Origin of the sequence: Shimia sp. R10_1 (assembly GCF_017744095.1) — a bacterium.
Classification (GTDB): Bacteria; Pseudomonadota; Alphaproteobacteria; order Rhodobacterales; family Rhodobacteraceae; genus Shimia.
This window is the reverse complement of sequence record NZ_JAGHQX010000005.1, coordinates 121,699-141,396: the sequence shown is the minus strand read 5'-3', so window position 1 is coordinate 141,396 and position 19,698 is coordinate 121,699. Positions and strand designations below refer to the sequence as shown.

The following is a 19,698-nucleotide window of genomic DNA, read 5'->3' as shown; positions in this document are numbered from 1 at the left end:
GCTGCCCGTTTGGGCAACTGACGATTGGCTTGCGTGTTTCTCCGTCCGTTAAGTGGCCAGCTTGGCCAGCGTCTTCCAAGCTTGTGTTAAAGCAGGGTCTTTGCCCTTTGCTTTGCCAAGTTTTGATTTCATGTGGGCGGCCGCATCACGTAGCTTTCCAGCTGCCGATGGAATGGCGGCCAGATCCGCGACCGCTGCGGGCAAGGCACCGTAATGCCCCAATTCGAAGGCCAGCGCGATCGCGCGCTCAAGATGGGCCACCGCGATCTCACGATCTCCCCGCGCGAAAGCCACCCTGCCTTCCAGCCCCGCCAGACCAACCGCCCAGAACTTTTCTCCGCTGATGGTCACAAAATCGCCCGCCTCCCCGAGCAATTTCTCGGCAAGCTCAAACTCCCCGCGCATCAGGGCAACGTCAGCATAAAGGTACAGGAAATAGCTCAGTCCAAGACGACACCCGGTTTCACGCCACTCGTTCAGACCCAGCTGTATTTCATCCAGCGCATTGACCTGAGAATCATGACGCTGCGCCCATCCATTCATGACCCGAGCCCAGCCCCGCCAAAACTGAAACGAATACTCCTCTGACAGGGTGATCAGGCGCGCGGATGTCTCCGCCACCCGGCGCTCATCTCCGCGGAATTGGCCAAGCCACCCGGCAAAGGCATTGGCAAACGAGACACTGAAGGGATGCGCGGTTTCTTCCGCATGCAACAAACATTGCGCACTCGCCTCTTCGGCCCCAACCACATCACCGGCAAGCCAGCGCGACAAGCCGAGATACCCGTTCAAAGCAACCGAAAGATCCACCACATCAAAGTTCAACCCCCGCTTGCGGTCCTCAAGGGTCAGATCAACAGAGATGCCTGCCTGCAGAAAGCCCATCGCCTCCTGTGGATGGCCCAAATAGGTTTGCAGCGCCCCCATCGAACGCTCGCTTGCGGCCAGCGTCATGGGGCTTGCCAGATCTTTGGCCAGAGACACCAGCAAATCCGCATTCTTTTGTGATGCAGCATATTCTCCGCCGAGCATCATCGAACGGAATTGGCCGTAGATCACTTTGAACAGTCGTTCGATTTCGCCGTATTGCCGGCAAAGCTCCTGCGCGCGAGCATAGGCCTGCGTGACGGTTTCATGCGCATAGCCACGCACAAAGGCCAGCGGCACCGCCAAAAGGATCTGCAGATCTATTTCTCGGTGATCGCGCTCTTGCGACGCAGGCTGCGCCGCAAGACATTCCAGCGCATTCTGAAGGTGCGAAATCGCCTCTACATTTGCCGACTGCAAAGTGGCCCGCCGCGCCGCAAGCAGCATAAAGCGCTCTGCCTTGGCGAAATGTCCCGACTTTTGATAGTGATAACCAAGGATCTCTGGCTCAACAGTCGGGCTATCTTCACCCGGCTTGTCGAGCACACGCGCAATCCGCCCATGCCACTTGGCCGCTGTCGAGCGCAGCATGGATTGGTAGGCCGCATCCTGCACCAGCGCGTGGCGAAATTTGTAAGACGGCAGATCGCCGGGCACGCCAGCCGGGACAATCAGCTCGGCTTCCAGTAATTGCTCCAACGCCTGCCGCGTCTCCAGATTTTCCCAGCCCAGCACCTCGCGCAAAACATCATGAGCAAAGATCCGGCCAATGGCCGCAGCGACCTGCACCACCTCCCGGCTCGCTGACAGCCGGTCCAGACGCGACATCAACGAATCCTGCAAAGACTCCGGGATCGCTAGCGACAACTCAGCAGTGCTGTGAGAGCGGTCATCGAACAGACCAGCCTCCATCGCCATCTTGGTCAGCTCTTCCACAAACAGCGGCACGCCATCCGTGCGCTCCGCCAGTTGGTTGAGGATGTTCTTCGGAGGCCGCAGCCCTGCAATGCTTTCCACCAGCTTGAAGGTGTCCGCCCGCCCAAGCCGATTAAGCTCAAGCGTCGTCACATGCGGATGATGACGCCAGGGCGATTCAAATTCACTGCGGGCGGTCATCAGCACCAAACAGCGCCGATCCGCCAAACGGGCAATCCAGGTGTCGACAAACTCCAATGTAGAGGCGTCCATCCAATGCACGTCATCCAACAACAACAGCAGCGGATGCCCGGCCTCCAGCGCGCCACATATCTGCAAAAGCGCGCTGATCAGCGCCGCCTTCTCCCGCTCAGGGGCCATCGGCGCCGTGTTGCCTGTCGCCTCATCAAACCCCATCAGACGCAGCACCGGCCCCCCGGTGATGGTCACATCCACACCCAGTTTTTGCATAAAAGCGATCGCTTGCACTTTGTTCTCAACGGGTTTCGCTGATGGCGAAAGCTGCATGGCATTGGCCAGCGCTGTCTTCACCGGAAAAAACGCACTGCTTTGATGCATAGGCGAGCCGAAAAAAGTCAGCTGACAAAAATCCGCCCCAGACACGTCGCGCCCCAACGCAAACGCTATTTTTGATTTGCCAACGCCCGCGTCCCCGGTCAGCAACAGCACCTGCCCATCGCCTTCCAGCGCATCGTCCCAGCGTGACTGTACCAACGCAATCTCCGCTGTGCGCCCAATAATCGGCGTATCATTTTGAAGAAACTCTTTATGCGGCGTTTGAAAGACCCCACGACCGTCGGACACTGAGAACAGCTCTAAGGGGCCCTCCACGCCCGCGAGCGGTGGCGCGCCAAGCGACGTATACTCCAATCTGCGCCCGATCAGGCGGCGCGTGGCCTCCGTCACCACAACATGGCCGACCTCTGCAACAGATTGCACACGCGCAGCCACATTTGGCGTATCGCCAAACAACCACATTTTTTCATCAAGCGACGCACTGTTGGCTGCACCCACCACCACAGGCCCGGAATGCAATCCAAGGCGCACCTGCGTTTGCACAGATGTCTCTGCCAGAGCACTGGAAATTTCTTTGGCCCGCTCCGCAATTTCAAGCGCGCAGATTGCGGCTGCGTAGTGGCTGCCTTCTTTGGACACAGGATAGCCAAAAATCGCGACGACCCCATCACCTGCAAAATTGGCGACCTTGCCGCCAAACTTGTAGACAACAGCCTCCACAAGCTCCCGATATCCCGTGATCAGATCTCGGTAGTCTTCTGGATCAAGCTGCGCAGAAAGCGCTGTTGACCCCACAAGATCGCTGAACAGAACTGTCAACAGACGACGTTCTGCAACATCCCCCTGTGCTGGCGAAACGGTGCCGCTCTGTGATGCTTGCGTGGCTCCGGCACCACCCGGCGTTTCGACACCAGCGCCAGCCAAGGCCGTTCCGCACTGTGTACAAAACTTTGCATCCAGCCCATTAACATGCCCGCAATTCTGACACGCATCCTTCAAAGAGCCACCGCACTGTTGGCAGAAATTGGCACCAACCGGATTCTCTGTACCGCACTGTGAACAAGAACTAACGAGGCCTTCCAACTGGCACTCCCAACACACTCAAAATACAGATCGTTTCAAAATGGCTCACGGGACGTGGCGTCGCACACCAGCGCATAGGTCATACAGAATGCACTCTGCGATCTCAGCCAATTTGCGAAACGATAAAGTCAATCATACAGGTCAAATTGTCGAACACACGTAACACAATTGGGCGCGATTGTCCTTTCAATTTCAGACTATCGCAAGAAGTTCAGCCCTTGCGGGAAAGGGTGTTTCACCCCTTCGACCTAAGATTGGGTCTCATTCAAAGATCACCCGCCAGCCCCTCCGGGCGGCAACCAACGGTCTAACCGGGCGCGCCCTGATCGCAATCAAACCCCTGTTTTCAGCTGGCCTAAGACCAATGTCGCACGCAATTCGGGTATCTCAGCTTTATTTAGAATGAATCTAAACCTTGACTAATAGCCGTGGCAAGCGCATATCGAATGCAAGAAGAAAGGACTGACTATGTTCATTCAAACGGAATCGACTCCAAACCCCGCGACGATCAAGTTTCTGCCCGGGCAAACCGTGTTGGAAATGGGGACCGCTGATTTCCCGACCGCCGAAGGCGCATCAGCGTCTCCGCTCGCAACCCGCATCTTTGCGGTCAATGGCGTTGCAGGCGTGTTTTTTGGCAACGACTTTGTGACCGTGACCAAAGCAGAAGGCGTTGAGTGGGATCATATCAAACCGTCGATCCTCGGCGCGATTATGGAACACTATCAATCCGGCCAGCCTGTAATGGCAGGAGAAGCAATCGCACCGTCCGGTCACGCCGAACACACTGGCGAAGACGGCGAAATTGTTGGACAGATCAAAGAGCTTTTGGACACCCGCGTTCGCCCTGCTGTGGCACAGGACGGTGGTGACATTACGTTCCACGGGTTTGACCGCGGTGTGGTGTACCTGCACATGCAGGGGGCCTGTGCTGGCTGCCCATCTTCCACGCTCACACTGAAAATGGGCATCGAAAACCTTCTGCGTCACTACATCCCCGAAGTGACCGAAGTGCGTCCGGTCGCGGTGTAATCCGCTTCCATGACGGCCCCACTCATATTGAGCTTTGACACATCGGCCGCGCATGTCGCGGCCGCTTTGTTGTCTCGTGATCGCATCATTGGCTTCAAGGTCGAAGAGATGAAGCGCGGTCAGGCAGAACGCCTCATGCCGATGCTGGAGGAGGTTTTGAAAGAAGCCCGAAAAAGCTGGCAAGATCTGGATGCGGTTGGCGTGGGGGTTGGCCCCGGCAATTTCACCGGCATCCGCATATCCGTCTCCGCCGCGCGCGGCCTCGCACTCGGGCTGGGTATTCCGGCTGTTGGCGTGAACAGTTTTGACGCCATTGAAGCTGGCTTAGACCATGCCGCAGTGCCCGTCGTGCCCGGACCGCGCGGGCAGGGCTATCTTTCTCCAAAAGGAGAAGCGCCCTATCTCGCGACGCAGGACGAATTGATCGATATCATGGAAGATATCGCGCTCGCACATCCCGTGCCCGAAAGCCTTGTCGTGCAAATCGCTCGTTTGGCGGCAAAACGCTATCAAGACACTCCCGCGGCCCCGGCACCACTCTATATCAAGCCCGCCGATGCTGCGCCGCCCAAGGACCCTGCTCCAGTCATTTTGGATCAGTGATCTCCCATGACACCAGCGACCATGGCGCAGATTCACAGCGCTGCATTTTCAGACAGCCGCGCATGGGATGCCAAAGAAATAGACGGGCTGCTCCAGTCGCGGCTGGTGTTTTTTGTCTCGGTTGACGCTGGGTTCGCTTTGGGCCGTGCTGTGGCAGACGAATGCGAACTCTTGACAGTGGCTGTGCATCCTGACGCGCGGCGGCGTGGTCTCGGCTTGTTATTATTGGAAAAATACGAGGCGGAGGCCAAAGCACGCGGAGCTGAAACAAGCTTTCTCGAAGTGGCAGAAGACAACGCAGCTGCGCTTGCGCTCTATGAGCGCTGCGGCTACGAAACATACGGCACGCGGCCCGGCTACTACACACGTACAGACGGGCAGCAAATCGCTGCAAGCCTTTTGAGAAAGGCGCTAAACTGACCGTAGGGTTGATTCGAATGTCAGCTATCTTGGCCAAATGGTCAGAAAAAAGTTGACCGCTTCGTGATCAATAGCCTTAGTTACATGATGTCCGGCGGGACTTGAACATAAGACGGGACGGCGCTCGCAACGAAATGACCGGCCCGCTCAACACTGGGAGACTTAGATGAGCCTGATGCACAAATTTCTTGGCGCTGCGGCAGCTGCGGCCCTTTCCGCAGGTGCGGCCCTGGCAGAACCGGCGCTGATTTTTGACCTTGGCGGCAAGTTCGACAAATCCTTCAACGAAGCAGCCTTTGGCGGCGCAACCCGCTGGGCCGAAGAAACCGGTGGCAGCTTCCGCGAAATCGAACTGCAATCCGAAGCACAGCGTGAGCAGGCTCTGCGCCGCTTTGCAGAAGCCGGTGCCAATCCAATCATCATGGCCGGCTTTGCCTTTGGCAACGTGCTGGGCGAAGTGGCAGGCGACTATCCAGACACCAAATTTGCCATCATCGACATGGTTGTGGATGCACCAAACGTGCGCTCCGTTGTGTTCAACGAGCACGAGGGCTCCTACCTCGTTGGCATGATGGCGGCGCAAGCCTCCAAATCCGGCACCGTTGGCTTCATCGGCGGCATGGACATCCCGCTGATCCGTAAATTTGCCTGCGGCTATGTTCAGGGCGTGAAAGCGGTGAACCCAGAGGCCACCGTGATCCAGAACATGACCGGCACAACACCTGCTGCATGGAATGACCCAGTGAAAGGCTCTGAGCTGACCAAAGCACAGATCAGCCAGGGCGCAGACGTTGTCTATGCAGCAGCAGGCGGCACCGGTGTTGGTGTTCTGCAGACCGCCGCGGATGAGGGCATCCTCTCCATCGGCGTGGACAGCAACCAGAACCACCTGCACCCCGGCAAAGTTCTGACCTCCATGACCAAGCGCGTCGACAACGCGGTCTATGAGGCCATGAAAGCCGGCGAAGCGATGGAAACAGGCTTCAACGTGATGGGCGTGGCCAATGGCGGCGTGGGCTATGCGATGGATGAATACAACGCTGAGCTGGTTTCCGCAGACATGGCCACCGCGGTAGATGCTGCAAGCGGCAAAATCGCCTCCGGCGAACTGGCAGTGCACGATTACATGAGTGACAACAGCTGCCCAGTGGAATAAGAGGCGCCCGGGATCCATCCCGGAGCTCTTTAAAGGGGCCGTGCCATGGCGGTGCGGCCCCTAAAACGTAAAAGGGGGACAAGGTCATGCCAGACGCCATAACGGCTTTTTTTGCCATCTGGGCAGAGACAGATGCTGACAAACGCCGCGCCACGCTTACCGATGTCATGGCTGAAACGTTTACCTATTGCGATCCCAATGCCCCAGAGATGATTTCCGATCTGGAGGCGCTGAACAGCTATATCGGCATGTTCACCCAATACGCCCCCGGCGCATCTGCGCAGGAGGTCAGAACCAGCGAAACCAAAGGTCATCACAGAGTGACCGTTGCCTTTCGCATGGCCGACGGCAAAGAGCAGCTTGGCCAATATTTCGTGGAACTTGACGCCGACGGGCGCGCAACGCGCATGGTCGGCTTCGCAGGACTGGGAGAGCCTGAATGACGGCGCCTGCCATTGAACTAAAAGGCATATCCAAAGCCTTTGGCCCTGTTCAGGCCAACAAGGATATCTCGATCTCGGTGCAGCCTGGCACCATTCACGGCATCATCGGCGAAAACGGCGCGGGGAAATCCACGCTGATGTCGATCCTCTATGGCTTTTACAAAGCCGACGCCGGGGAGATCTTTATCAAGGGACAAAAGACCCCGATCCCGGACAGCCAAGCCGCCATCAGCGCAGGCATCGGGATGGTGTTTCAGCACTTCAAGCTGGTGGAGAACTTCACGGTTCTGGAAAACATCATTCTGGGGGCCGAAGACGGCGCGATGCTCAGCACCTCTCTGGGCAACGCGCGCCGCGAACTAAAGCATCTGGCCGATGAATATGGGCTGAACGTCGATCCAGATGCGGTGATCGAAAACCTCTCCGTCGGCCATCAGCAGCGCGTGGAAATCCTCAAAGCGCTCTACCGCAAAGCGGAAATCCTGATTTTGGACGAGCCCACCGGGGTTCTGACCCCCGCGGAGGCCGATCAGCTGTTCCGCATTCTGGATCGTCTGCGCGAAGAAGGCAAAACCATCATCCTGATCACGCACAAGCTGCGTGAAATCATGGAATACACCGATACGGTCTCGGTCATGCGCCGTGGCCAGATGACAGCGACCGTCAAAACCAACGAAACCTCACCCGAGGAGCTCGCGGAGCTGATGGTTGGCCGCAAAGTGCTTCTACGCGTTGACAAAAAACCGCCAGAGCCCGGCGCAACCGTGCTCGACGTGCAGGGCCTGCGCGTTGTGGATGAAGCAGGGGTTGAACGCGTCAAAGGCATCAATCTGACGGTGCGCGCAGGCGAGATCGTCGGCATTGCCGGTGTGGCGGGCAACGGTCAGTCCGAACTCCTCGAAGTGCTCGGCGGCTATGCAGATGGCACCGGCACCATTCTGGTAAACGGCAGCCCGATCCCGCTGACCGGCCATGGGGCTGACGGTCAGGCACGGCGCGCAGCAGGTGTCGGCCACGTGCCGGAAGATCGCCAGCGCGAAGGCCTGATCATGGAGTTTTCAGCATGGGAAAACACCGTATTTGGCTATCATCTGGAACCAGAGATCCAGAGCGGCCTCTTGATGGACAACAAAGCCATCTATGAAGACGCCGACGCCAAGATGCAGCGCTTTGATGTGCGCCCTCCGGATCCAAAACTGGCCGCCAAAAACTTCTCCGGTGGCAACCAGCAGAAAATCGTTCTGGCGCGTGAAATTGAGCGCAACCCGGATCTTCTGCTGATCGGTCAGCCGACCCGCGGCGTGGACATCGGCGCGATTGAGTTCATCCACCAGCAGATCGTGAACCTGCGCGATCAAGGCAAAGCCATCCTGCTTGTCTCTGTTGAGCTGGAAGAGATCATGTCCCTCTCTGACCGGATTGCGGTCATGTTTGACGGCCACATCATGGGCGAGCGAGATCCGGCGCAAACCAATGAAAAAGAACTGGGCCTGCTGATGGCCGGGATCACCGACACCTCCGCAGTTGCAGGCAACGGCGGCAATGACACCACTGAACAGGAGGTCCACGCCGATGGATAAGATGCCTAAATGGGCTGACATCGTCCTGATCCCCCTTATCTCGCTGCTATTGGCGGCTTTTTTCTCCGCATTGGTGATTTTGGCCATTGGCGAAAACCCAATTGAAGCGTTGAAACTGATGATCGACGGGGCGCTGATGCGCTCGGCGGGCTGGGGCTACACGCTCTACTACGCCACCAATTTCATCTTCACAGGCCTTGCGGTCTCGGTCGCGTTCCACGCACGTCTGTTCAACATCGGCGGCGAGGGCCAGGCGATGCTGGGGGGCCTCGGCGTGGCGCTGGTGTGCCTCTATATCCCCTGGCCCCATTGGTCTTTGTCGATCCTCGGTGCCTCTTTGGGTGCGGCGCTGTTTGGCGCGCTTTGGGCACTGATACCGGCCTATCTGCAGGCCAAACGCGGCAGCCACATCGTGATCACCACCATCATGTTCAACTTCATCGCCGCGGCGCTGTTGAACTATGTGCTGGTGGAAATGCTGCGGCCTGTGGGCGCGATGGACCCGGCCTCGGCCAAGTTCCCGGACGCTACCCATCTGCCGTCTTTCCAGGATATGTTCTCCACCGCAGAGTCACCCATGTTCCGTGGCGCTCCTGCAAACGTGACCTTCTTCCTCGCGCTGATTGCCTGTTTTGTGGTCTGGGCGCTGATCTGGCGCACGCGGCTTGGCTATGAAATCCGCGCCTTTGGCCAATCGGAAACGGCCGCCAAATACGCCGGCATCAGCCCAGTGCGCATCACCGTGATCGCCATGCTGATTTCCGGTGCGCTGGCAGGGATGATGTCCGTGAACACCACAATGGGGGAAAGCGAGCGTCTGATCCTCAACAGCACCGAAGGCGCAGGCTTCATCGGCATCGCTGTGGCGTTGATGGGCCGCAACCACCCCTTTGGCGTGTTGCTCGCCGCGATCTTGTTCGGCTTCCTCTACCAGGGCGGTGCAGAACTGGCGCTCTGGACCAGCATCCCGCGCGAGCTGATCGTGGTGATCCAGGCTCTGGTGATCCTCTTCACCGGCGCGTTGGATAACATGGTGCGTCACCCGCTTGAGAAACTCTTTATTGCGCTGCGCCGGAGGAACGCCTGATGGACTTTCTGACACTGCTTCAGGTGCTGGACACATCTGTGCGTCTGGCAACCCCGCTGCTGCTGGCCTGTCTCGCGGGCCTTTATTCCGAACGCTCCGGCGTCGTCGACATCGGCCTTGAGGGCAAAATGCTCGCCGCAGCCTTCTTTGCCGCCGCATTCGCCTATTACTCTGGCAATGCCTGGCTTGGCCTGCTCGCCGGCGTTGGCGCATCCATCGTGTTGGCCATGATCCACGGGCTGGCCTCTGTCACCTTCCGTGGCAACCAGCTGATCTCCGGTGTGGCGATCAACTTCCTTGCGGCTGGCATGACCGTTCTGGCGGCGCAAAGCTGGTTCCGCCAAGGAGGCCGCACGCCGCCGCTGGAAGGCGCTGCGCGCTTTAACCCGATTGAGCTGCCCTTTGCCATTGGCCCATCTGACGCCGAAGCGGCTGATCGACCGCTGAGCCAACTGATCGCAGAGGCTGGCCCGCTGCAGCAGTTTTATTCCGAGCTGATTTCCGGCCACTCTATTCTGGTCTATCTGGCACTGCTGACCGTGCCCTTCACCTGGTGGCTTCTGTTCCGCACCCGCTTTGGCCTGCGCCTGCGTGCGGTTGGTGAAAACCCGGCAGCAGTCGACACCGCCGGGGTCTCCGTGGTCTGGCTGCGCTACGCGGCGGTGCTGATCTGCGGCGTGCTCTGTGGAGTGGCTGGCGCGTATCTGTCCTCCGCTCTGCAAGCCGGCTTTGTGAAAGACATGACCGCAGGGCGCGGCTTTATCGCTCTGGCGGCACTGATCTTTGCAAAATGGCGTCCGGTCTATGCGCTCTGGGCCTGCTTGCTCTTTGGTCTGTTCCAGGCTCTGGAGCTGCGCCCTGACATCATTGAAAACGTCTCTGGCCTCAAGGTGCAGGTACAACTGCTTGGCGCATTGCCCTACATCCTGACCGTGGTGATCCTCGCAGGCTTTGTCGGCAAGGCAATCCCGCCCCGCGCCAGCGGCGAACCCTATGTCAAAGAGCGTTAGCCCCGCAACCGGACGTTAAGCCCGGCCTGCTATCAAAGATAGACCCTGCCAGCGTTTTGCAGACGCTGGCAGGTTGCTTTTGAACGGCTTCTGACGGTATCAAAAAAAAATGCAAATATACCTCCCCATCGCCGAAGTCTCCGTCAACGCCTTTCTGCTGCTTGGTCTAGGCGGCATGGTGGGCATCCTGTCGGGCATGTTTGGGGTTGGTGGGGGCTTCCTGATGACCCCGCTCTTGTTTTTCATAGGCATCCCCCCGGCTGTGGCTGTCGCCACCGAGGCCAATCAGATTGTTGCCTCCTCCTTCAGCGGCGTGCTGGCACATCTCAGGCGCAAAACCGTTGATCTGAAAATGGGCACTGTCTTGCTAAGTGGCGGTCTGATCGGTGCAGCACTTGGGGTTGTGGTTTTCAACTACCTGAAATCGCAGGGACAGGTCGATCTGCTGGTGCGGCTGTGCTATGTCGTGTTTCTCGGCGTGATCGGCTCTCTGATGTTTGTAGAAAGCCTCAACGCAATCCGCAAATCGCGCAAAAACGCAGGCCCACCCAAACGCAAAAAACACAACTGGGTGCATGGCCTGCCGCTCAAAATGCGCTTCCGCGTCTCTGGCCTCTATATCTCGGTGATCCCGCCCCTGATGGTGGGTGTACTGGTCGGCATTCTATCCGCCATCATGGGCGTGGGCGGTGGCTTCATCATGGTGCCCGCGATGATCTATCTGCTTGGCATGCCCACCAAAGTGGTGGTCGGCACATCGCTGTTTCAGATCATCTTTGTCACCGGCTTCACCACGCTCTTGCACGCCACCACCAACTACACAGTGGACATTGCGCTGGCGGTTCTGCTGCTGGTGGGCGGCGTGATCGGCGCACAGATCGGCACGCGGCTTGGCACTTATCTAAAGGCGGAACAGCTGCGCATCCTGTTGGCACTGCTGGTGATTATGGTCTGCGCCAAGCTGGCACTGGATCTGTTGCTTCAGCCCAGCGAACTCTTTTCGCTTGGCGCCGCGGGAGGGCACTGATGCTTCGCTTGCTTACCCTCTGTTTCGCCCTGATCGCCAGCACAGCCCACACCGAAGAAGTGGTGCTGGGGCTCAGTCAGGATCAGGTGGCCATCACCACCAATTTCGACGGTTCTGAAATCTTGCTCTTTGGCGCTGTCAAACGCGAGACCCCAATCCCAGAAGAACCGCTGGACGTGGTGATTGCCGTCTCCGGCCCGTCAGGCCCGCTAACGGTGCGTCGCAAAGAGCGCAAGTTTGGCATTTGGGTTAACACTGACGCGGTGGAAATCGACGCCGCACCAAGTTTTTACGCCGTGGCCACCTCCGCCCCCTTCAACGAAGTGATCTCAAACGTCGAAGATCAGCGCCACAAAGTGTCGATCCCTCGCGCGATCCGCTCTATCGGTGCCCCCATGGAAGTCGAAGACGCCCAAAGCTTCAGCGAGGCTGTGATCCGCATTCGCACCGACGAAGGGCTTTACCAGCTGCGCGAAAACACCGTCCAGATCGAAGAGCAGACTCTGTTTCGCACCTCGATTCAGATGCCCGCCAACCTCACCGAGGGCGATTATCCAACTCGGATTTTCCTCACGCGCAACGGCAAAGTGGTGTCGCAGTTTGAAACGGTCATCAATGTCAACAAGGTCGGCCTGGAACGCTGGCTCTACGATCTGTCGCGCAATCAACCACTGATTTATGGGATCATGTCGCTGGCCATTGCAATTGCCGCCGGATGGCTGGCCTCCGCAGCCTTCCAGATCCTGCGGCGCAACTGATCCTCAACCGCGCGCGCCGCCGCCGCGCGCCGACCACCTGACAAAACGCAAAGAAGGGCACAGCCTATGTCGCAGACACCGGAAACGCTTGCAGGAATGATGCTGGAGGCCGCGCGCAAAGCCGGGGCTGAGGCCGCAGATGCACTGGTGGTGTCAGGCACATCCGTTTCCATTGAGGTGCGCGAACGCAAGCTCGAGCAAGCCGAACGCTCAGAAGGTGTGGATCTCGGCCTGCGGGTGTTGATCGGCCAACGTCAGGCAAATGTTTCCATCTCAGACACTCGTCCCGAGAGCATCGCCACCATGGCCGAACGTGCGGTGGCGATGGCCAAAGAAGCGCCCGAAGACGCCTATGTGGGGTTGGCCGCTGCCAATGAGATTGCCCAAAATCCCGATAGCGCTGCGTTGCAGTTATGTGACCCCACCGCAGAACCCGCGCCAGATGCCTTACAGGCCGACGCGCTCGCGGCAGAGGCTGCCGCAATGGCGGTGGATGGCGTCACTCAAGTGCAGTCTTCAACCGGCGCCTATAGCCGCACAACCGTACATCTCGCGGCCACCAACGGATTTTCCAGCGGCTATGACCGCACCAGCCGCGCGATCTACACCACCGCCATTGCAGGCACCGGCGAAGCGATGGAGCGGGATTATGATGGCGACTCGCGTATTTTTCAGGACGATCTGCGCACGGCCACCGACATTGGCACAGAGGCAGGGATGCGCGCCATTGAACGGCTGAATGCTCGCAGACCAGAAACAGGCGCGTTCCCTGTGCTGTTTGATGAACGCATTTCCTCTTCGCTGATCGGGCATCTGCTGGCGGCAGCCAATGGCGCCATGGTGGCACGCGGCTCAAGCTGGCTACGCGACAAACAGGGTGCGCAAGTTTTGCCTGAAACACTGTCGTTGATCGAAGATCCCCTGCGCCCCCGCGTGTCCGGCTCTCGCCCGTTTGATGCGGAAGGACTGGCAACGGCAAAACGTGCAGTTGTTGACAAAGGTGTGCTGACCGGTTGGACGCTGGATCTGGCCAACGCGCGCAAACTGGGCATGGCCTCAACTGCCAACGCCGCACGTGGCGTGTCCAGCCCCCCCTCCCCAAGCAGCTGGAATGTGGCGCTGACACAAGGGACCCAGTCGCGCGATGCTCTGATCCGTGACATGGGATGCGGTCTTTTGGTGACCTCTCTGATTGGCTCCACCATCAACCCGACCACGGGCGACTATTCGCGTGGTGCGGCCGGCTTCTGGATTGAAAACGGCGAAATCGCTTATCCGGTGAATGAATGCACCATTGCGGGCAACCTGCATGACATGCTGCGTTCCATCGTACCCGCCAATGATGCGCGCAGCTATTTGTCACGCGTGGTGCCGTCATTGCTGGTAGAAGGGATGACCCTTGCAGGCAGCTAACCTCCAACTGCTCATCGATGCCGCGCAAGAGGCCGGTGAAATCGCAAAACGCTATGACGGACGACAGGCCAAGACGTGGCACAAACCCGAAGGCGCCGGCCCGGTAACAGAGGCCGATCTGGCTGTGAATGACATGCTGGAGCGCGAGTTGCGTGCCGCGCGTCCTAATTTTGGCTGGCTCAGCGAAGAGTCATTGGACGGAAGCGACCGTCTGAAGAATAACCATGTGTTTATCATAGATCCGATTGACGGCACGCGCAGCTTTATCGAAGGCTCAGACACATGGGCCCACTCCCTCGCGATTGCCGAAGCTGGCGAGGTGACAGCGGCGGTGATTTATCTACCGCGCCGAAACCGCCTTTATGTTGCCGCCAAAGGTCAAGGGGCCATGCTCAACGCTGAGCCGCTGCAGGTCTCCAACAATGCTATGATGCAGGGTGCCGACGTACTGGTGGCGCGCCCGGCCATGGACGCAGCCGTATGGAAAGAAACGCCACCAGACTTTAAACGCGGCTACCGCCCTTCTCTGGCCTATCGCACAGCATTGGTGGCACAAGGACGCTTTGACGCCATGCTGACGCTGCGCCCAACTTGGGAATGGGATATCGCCGCAGGAGATCTCATCCTGCGCGAAGCCGGTGCCGCAACCTCAGATCGGCACGGGGCTCCGCTCATCTTTAACAATGCGGATCCGCGTCTTGCTGGTATCGTCGCAGCCAATCCAAAAATTCATGCACAGATCTGCGACGCCCTCGCACCCCATGACGGCGTGCGATAGTGCTGCATCGCAGAATTTATTGCCCAACCTTCCCCCAATCCATAGCTTCTGCGCCGTCTGCCCTCTTGAGCCTGTGACACAAGCGGCTTAGGTTGCGCGCAAATCCGCACCACAAAGGAGTGGCCCATGGCACAGCGACTGCATCTCGTCTTTGGCGGCGAGCTCATCGACCCGACAAAAACCGCTTTCAAAGACGTGGACGACATCCATGTCGTCGGCATCTTCCCAAACTACGAAAGCGCCTATAACGCTTGGAAGGCCGAGGCTCAGCGTACTGTCGACAACGCCCACATGCGCTATTTCATCGCCCATTTGCACCGCCTGCGCGACGAAGGCGTCCCCGCCTCTTCCTCCGAAGAGCTCGGATAAAACCGGTATGGCGCGCTCGCTTGGTCTGGCGACATATCTGGCGTTTGCGCGCCGCCAGCAACCGAAACTCAAATCCATCAGCACTCCGCGCCCGGACGGAGAGCTTACATGGCTGCATTGCGCCGATCCAAAGCGTGTTCGCACGCTTGCTAAGCTGGGCCAGCGCTTAACGCGCCAACGCGGAACGCAGCACTTTCTGCTTACAACAAATCAGAGTGCGCAACCACCCGGCCTCCCCGAAGAAGCACTTTGGCAAAGCTGTCCCTCAGAGAACCCTTCAGATACCATCAAGTTTTTATCGCATTGGCGTCCAGATCTGATGTTGTGGCTTGGGCCAGAACTGCGCCCAGCCTTAATTGATACTGCCTTTCGATGCGACGTCCCTTGTGCATTGCTTGAAGCCAACCGCACCAAAATTGATCAGAAGCTCCGCTGGGGGCCAGAGCCCACTCGAGCAACTCTGATGCGTTTCACCAAGATTTTTGCGCAATCTCAAGACGCTAAAGCCAGACTGCAACGTATGCTTCCAGACACCGCGACCGTAACGCTGTCTGGAGATTTATCAGAAGAAGCCCCCCCGCTGCCCGTTCAAGAAAGTGATTTGGAGGAGTTGCGCGCGTCTTTGTCTGGACGCCCGGTCTGGCTCGCGGCGCGCCTTCAGCCAGAAGAGTTACAAATTGTCCTGTCTGCATATCGCCAAATGCTCCGGCTATCTTTTCGAACAGTGTTGGTGGTGGTGCCGGACAAGGTTGAAGATGCGAACACTATGTTTGACGCAATCCGCGACGATGGCTGGCGCATAGCGGATTGGGAAGCTGGCGATTTCCCGGGTGAAGACACCCAAGTGTTATTTGCCAGAACCACTGAAGAGCTCGGCCTTTGGTACCGGCTGGCCCCTGTGAGCCTCGTCGGATCCTCACTAAAATCAGGCGCAGGCGGGCGCGACCCGTTGGAACCCGCAGCTCTGGGCAGCGCAATTCTCTATGGTCCATCTGTGCGCAGATATCTCAATAGTTACACCCGCCTTGCCAGTGTTGGCGCCGCACGAATCGTCAAAGATTCAGAAAGTCTAACGGCTGCCTTGATGTTTTTGGCTGCTCCCGACCATGCTGCAGCTATGGCACACGCAGGCTGGCAGGTTGTCTCTGCCAACGCCGCAGTATCCGATATGGTGATTGAGCACGCACATTCTCTACTGGACGGGCAAAGGGCCTCGACGTGAAAGGGCAGACATGAAAGAGCCTAGCTTCTGGTCTAACCCCCCCAAAAAACCGGGATGGCAAGCCCACCTGCTGGCGCCGCTAGGTGCCTTCTACGCCGCAACGACACGCCACCGCATCAGCCGGAACGCGCAGGGGCACAAAGCCAGCGTGCCGGTGATCTGCATTGGAAATTTGAACGCGGGCGGCACCGGCAAAACTCCGACAACCATTGCTCTGCTGCAATTTCTGCAATCTCGCGGCAACACACCACATGTGGTTTCCCGTGGGTATGGCGGCACCTTAAAGGGGCCGATCCAGGTGGACGAGCGCACACATCACGCAGATGAAACCGGGGATGAGCCGCTCCTGCTCGCCGCTTTCGGGCCCACCTGGGTTGCCAAAGATCGCGCCGCAGGCGTCGCCGCCGCAGAGGCCGCAGGCGCAGATGTGATCCTGCTCGATGATGGGTTTCAAAATCCAACCGTTCAGAAAGATGCAAGCCTTCTGGTGGTGGATGCAGCACGCGGATTTGGCAATGGGCGCTGCATTCCGGCGGGGCCGCTTCGCGAACCCATCAGTCCGGGCCTTGCGCGGGCAGACGCGCTTTTGTCGATAGGCAACGCAGCCGCACAGGCGCAGTTCTCAGATCGCTGGGGCCCGGCAATATCTGTGCCGCATATCACAGCGCAGCTCGAGCCCCTGCCAACCGGCATGGATTGGCGCGAAACACCGTTTCTGGCCTTTGCCGGGATCGGCCATCCTGAGAAATTCTTTGACACCTTGCGCACACTCGGCGCCACATTGGTGCACACAGAAGCCCTTGATGACCATCAGGCACTACCACCGGCCTTACTAATCCGCCTGATGACAGAGGCCCGCGCGCGCGGCGCACAGTTGGTCACAACAGAGAAAGACGCCGTGCGCCTCCCTAAAGAGCTGCGCGCAGAGGTGCTTACTTTGCCCGTGCGGCTTGAGATCTCTGATTGGCGTCCGATTGAAGCCATCTTGGACCGCATCGGTCTGCCCGCGCGATCCTAGATCGCACGGGTCATGAATAGCGGGGGTTTACTCGCCCAGTTTGCCATCCAGAATTTCGCGCAGGTCGGCGTAATTCATGTTGGAATGCTTTTCACCATCAATCAGCAAGGTGGGAGTGGCCTGAACATCATCCGCCGCTGCGTTTTCTTGGAACCATGCCACCAGCGCCTTGGCCTTATCTTCGTCCTGCAGGCAGGCCTGCAACGCATCATCCTCTAGTCCCGCAAGACGGCCGGTTTTGCGCAGCGCATCCGCAATCGCAACCGGATCACCAGAGCTGGTCCACTCGCGCTGAGTCTCCATCAGGATGTCGGTCATGCCAAAGAACCGTTCCTGCCCACCACAGCGCGCCACCATCGACGCCCAAAGACCGTAGCGATCAAAATAGACATCACGGAAAATGAACTTCACTTTCCCGGTGTCGATGTAATCAACCTTCAGATCTTTAAAGACATTTTCATGGAAACTTGCGCAATGCGGGCAAGTAAAAGATGCGTATTCAACAATCGTGATCGGCGCGTCTTCTGACCCGATCACCATCTCGACAATATCTGAGGACTCTGCACTTTCAGAGGAAACCGTCTGGATATTGGACACGGCTGGCAAAACCGTGGACACCGCAACACTTGAGGACTGGCCAGCAGTCATCCAATAGGCCCCGCCAGCAACAGCAATAGCCGCCGCAGCGATCATGGGAACAAAACGGTTCATTTAGAAACCTTTCTTAGCATTTTTATTTTTCATGAGAACATTGCCTGCAAGCTGTTCAAGTGCTTGCCGCAATTCATTATTTTGCACCGGTGCTGCGACCTCTGCGGCCTCTAGCTGGGTGGCAGGATCAGGCCGCGCCGCTTCTCTCTTTGGGGGTGCAGAAAACTGCACCTGCCCGTCAGAAAACCCGGTTGGCGCCGTTTGCGTGATCCGCAGATGCGCAATTGCATTATAGCCATAGGCCGCGTTTACACGGCTGCGCAATGTCTCTTTCTGCATTTCCAACATCGGTGCATTTGCGCCAGTAGTAAGAACCGTGAGCGTCGCACCAAATCCCTTACGGCCATATTTCACATCCACAGGCCGACAGATGCGCGCAATATCCGGCCCCGCGATTTCCGCCCAGTGGGTCAGCACACGCGTTTCCGCAAACCCCTTGCTTTCGCTGGCCTTGCGGATGCGATCTCGCAAAAGCGAGGAGGTACGTTTAAACCCTTTGGTCGTGGTACGGCGCATGTTGGTCTTGCATCCTCTTGTCCAGCGCTATTTTAGTGGCCCGGCCCAGCTGTGCCAGTGAAACCGACCCAAAGCGAGGATAAATCTTGCGTGAACTGCCCCAAAGTGCCGACCTCTTGGCGTGGTATGACCATAGTGCGCGCAAGATGCCGTGGCGGATCGGCCCGGCAGAACGCAAAGCAGGCATAAAACCTGATCCTTATCGCGTATGGATGTCCGAAATTATGCTGCAACAAACAACAGTTGCCGCTGTGAAAGACTATTTTAAGCGGTTTACCGCACGCTGGCCAACCGTGACCGATCTTGCCGAAGCCGCAGATGAGGATGTGATGGCAGAGTGGGCAGGTCTCGGGTATTACGCCCGCGCCCGAAACCTGCTGAAATGCGCGCGCTACGTCCGCGACGAGCTAGACGGCATTTTTCCTGACACTGTCGAGGGCCTGTTAAGGCTGCCGGGCGTAGGCCCCTACACCGCAGGCGCAGTGGCCTCCATTGCCTTTGATCGGCCCGCCGTTGTGGTGGATGGCAATGTCGAACGCGTCATGGCGCGCCTGTTTGATGTGCACACGCCTCTGCCCGCTGCCAAACCCGCGCTGACTGAACTCGCCGAAAGCCTCACGCCGCAACAACGACCCGGGGATTATGCGCAGGCGGTGATGGATTTGGGGGCAACCATTTGCAGCCCGCGCAATCCAGCTTGCGGCATCTGCCCTTGGCGCAGCCCATGTGAGGCGCAGAAAGCCGGCACCGCAGCTGAATTGCCGAAAAAGACACCCAAAAAGCCCAAACCCATCCGGCATGGGGTGGTCTATATCGCCCGTCGCGTCGATGGGGCGTATCTGCTGGAGCGCCGCCCCGACAGCGGCCTTCTGGGCGGCATGCTGGGCTGGCCGGGTTCGGAATGGCAGCAAACAGCAGCCCCGGCCCATGAAGCGCCGATCAAGGCAGAATGGAAAACGATCAATGCCGAGGCCCGGCACACGTTTACCCATTTCCACCTGCGCCTGACCGTCTGCAGTGCGCTTGTACCAATGGACCGCAAACCCACTATCGGGCAATTCATCGACGCCGAACACTTTGACCCAGGCGATCTTCCCACCGCCATGCGCAAGGCGTTTGATCTCTATCGCGGCGCTTGAACGCATTGCATTTA

At 58.3% G+C, this 19,698-nt stretch carries 19 protein-coding genes; 16 read left to right on the top strand and 3 right to left on the bottom strand.

The features are described 5' to 3' along the window. Positions 1-48 precede the first annotated feature (48 nt). Complete coding sequence (locus tag J7413_RS11175) at positions 49-3,243, bottom strand: adenylate/guanylate cyclase domain-containing protein (protein ID WP_247743470.1); 3,195 nt, start codon at positions 3,241-3,243, stop codon at positions 49-51. Between the two features lie 627 nt (positions 3,244-3,870). Here J7413_RS11175 and J7413_RS11170 point away from each other — a divergent pair. From J7413_RS11170 to lpxK, 15 genes are all read left to right on the top strand, one after another. Further along, entirely contained in the window at positions 3,871-4,434 is a 564-nt protein-coding gene (locus J7413_RS11170) for a NifU family protein (protein WP_209098164.1), read from the top strand. 9 nt (positions 4,435-4,443) lie between these two features. Beyond that, the gene (gene tsaB, locus J7413_RS11165) at positions 4,444-5,037 is read left to right on the top strand and encodes a tRNA (adenosine(37)-N6)-threonylcarbamoyltransferase complex dimerization subunit type 1 TsaB (protein WP_209098163.1); all 594 of its coding nucleotides are present in this window, start codon (positions 4,444-4,446) and stop codon (positions 5,035-5,037) included. 6 nt (positions 5,038-5,043) lie between these two features. Then, complete coding sequence (locus J7413_RS11160) at positions 5,044-5,457, top strand: GNAT family N-acetyltransferase (RefSeq protein ID WP_247743469.1); 414 nt, start codon at positions 5,044-5,046, stop codon at positions 5,455-5,457. A gap of 166 nt (positions 5,458-5,623) precedes the next feature. Next, positions 5,624-6,613, top strand: a complete 990-nt coding sequence (locus J7413_RS11155; RefSeq protein WP_209098161.1) for a BMP family ABC transporter substrate-binding protein — start codon at positions 5,624-5,626, stop codon at positions 6,611-6,613. A gap of 86 nt (positions 6,614-6,699) precedes the next feature. Next, complete coding sequence (locus J7413_RS11150; protein ID WP_209098160.1) at positions 6,700-7,056, top strand: molecular chaperone GroEL; 357 nt, start codon at positions 6,700-6,702, stop codon at positions 7,054-7,056. Continuing rightward, positions 7,053-8,636, top strand: coding sequence for an ABC transporter ATP-binding protein (locus J7413_RS11145; RefSeq protein ID WP_209098159.1), 1,584 nt, complete (start codon positions 7,053-7,055; stop codon positions 8,634-8,636). The genes J7413_RS11150 and J7413_RS11145 overlap by 4 nt, the downstream gene beginning before the upstream one ends. Continuing rightward, positions 8,629-9,723: an ABC transporter permease gene (locus tag J7413_RS11140; RefSeq protein WP_209098158.1), complete on the top strand. Its 1,095-nt coding sequence runs from the start codon at positions 8,629-8,631 to the stop codon at positions 9,721-9,723. Before J7413_RS11145 ends, J7413_RS11140 begins: the two co-directional genes overlap by 8 nt. Further along, positions 9,723-10,733: an ABC transporter permease gene (locus J7413_RS11135; RefSeq protein ID WP_209098157.1), complete on the top strand. Its 1,011-nt coding sequence runs from the start codon at positions 9,723-9,725 to the stop codon at positions 10,731-10,733. Before J7413_RS11140 ends, J7413_RS11135 begins: the two co-directional genes overlap by 1 nt. Positions 10,734-10,842: 109 nt before the next feature. After that, positions 10,843-11,760 (top strand): sulfite exporter TauE/SafE family protein, encoded by a 918-nt coding sequence (locus J7413_RS11130; RefSeq protein WP_209098156.1) that lies wholly within the window; start codon positions 10,843-10,845, stop codon positions 11,758-11,760. Next, positions 11,760-12,518 carry a TIGR02186 family protein gene (locus J7413_RS11125; protein WP_209098155.1) on the top strand — a complete coding sequence of 253 codons (759 nt, stop codon included), beginning with the start codon at positions 11,760-11,762 and terminating at the stop codon, positions 12,516-12,518. Before J7413_RS11130 ends, J7413_RS11125 begins: the two co-directional genes overlap by 1 nt. A 66-nt stretch (positions 12,519-12,584) precedes the next feature. Beyond that, positions 12,585-13,931 (top strand): TldD/PmbA family protein, encoded by a 1,347-nt coding sequence (locus J7413_RS11120; protein ID WP_209098154.1) that lies wholly within the window; start codon positions 12,585-12,587, stop codon positions 13,929-13,931. Next, positions 13,918-14,709 (top strand): 3'(2'),5'-bisphosphate nucleotidase CysQ, encoded by a 792-nt coding sequence (locus J7413_RS11115; protein WP_209098153.1) that lies wholly within the window; start codon positions 13,918-13,920, stop codon positions 14,707-14,709. Before J7413_RS11120 ends, J7413_RS11115 begins: the two co-directional genes overlap by 14 nt. 126 nt (positions 14,710-14,835) lie before the next feature. Further along, positions 14,836-15,078, top strand: a complete 243-nt coding sequence (locus J7413_RS11110; protein WP_209098152.1) for a DUF4170 domain-containing protein — start codon at positions 14,836-14,838, stop codon at positions 15,076-15,078. Between the two features lie 7 nt (positions 15,079-15,085). Then, positions 15,086-16,300 (top strand): glycosyltransferase N-terminal domain-containing protein, encoded by a 1,215-nt coding sequence (locus tag J7413_RS11105; RefSeq protein WP_209098151.1) that lies wholly within the window; start codon positions 15,086-15,088, stop codon positions 16,298-16,300. A gap of 10 nt (positions 16,301-16,310) precedes the next feature. Further along, the gene (gene lpxK / locus J7413_RS11100; RefSeq protein ID WP_209098150.1) at positions 16,311-17,318 is read left to right on the top strand and encodes a tetraacyldisaccharide 4'-kinase; all 1,008 of its coding nucleotides are present in this window, start codon (positions 16,311-16,313) and stop codon (positions 17,316-17,318) included. 27 nt (positions 17,319-17,345) lie between these two features. Here the strand turns inward: lpxK and J7413_RS11095 are convergent, their stop codons facing one another. Together J7413_RS11095 and J7413_RS11090 are read right to left on the bottom strand one after the other, a co-directional pair. Next, the gene (locus tag J7413_RS11095; protein WP_209098149.1) at positions 17,346-18,029 is read right to left on the bottom strand and encodes a DsbA family protein; all 684 of its coding nucleotides are present in this window, start codon (positions 18,027-18,029) and stop codon (positions 17,346-17,348) included. Next, entirely contained in the window at positions 18,030-18,545 is a 516-nt protein-coding gene (locus J7413_RS11090; protein WP_209098148.1) for a DciA family protein, read from the bottom strand. A gap of 86 nt (positions 18,546-18,631) precedes the next feature. Here J7413_RS11090 and mutY point away from each other — a divergent pair, with 86 nt between their 5' ends. Next, positions 18,632-19,684, top strand: a complete 1,053-nt coding sequence (mutY, locus tag J7413_RS11085) for an A/G-specific adenine glycosylase (protein ID WP_209098147.1) — start codon at positions 18,632-18,634, stop codon at positions 19,682-19,684. The last annotated feature ends 14 nt before the right edge of the window (positions 19,685-19,698 follow it).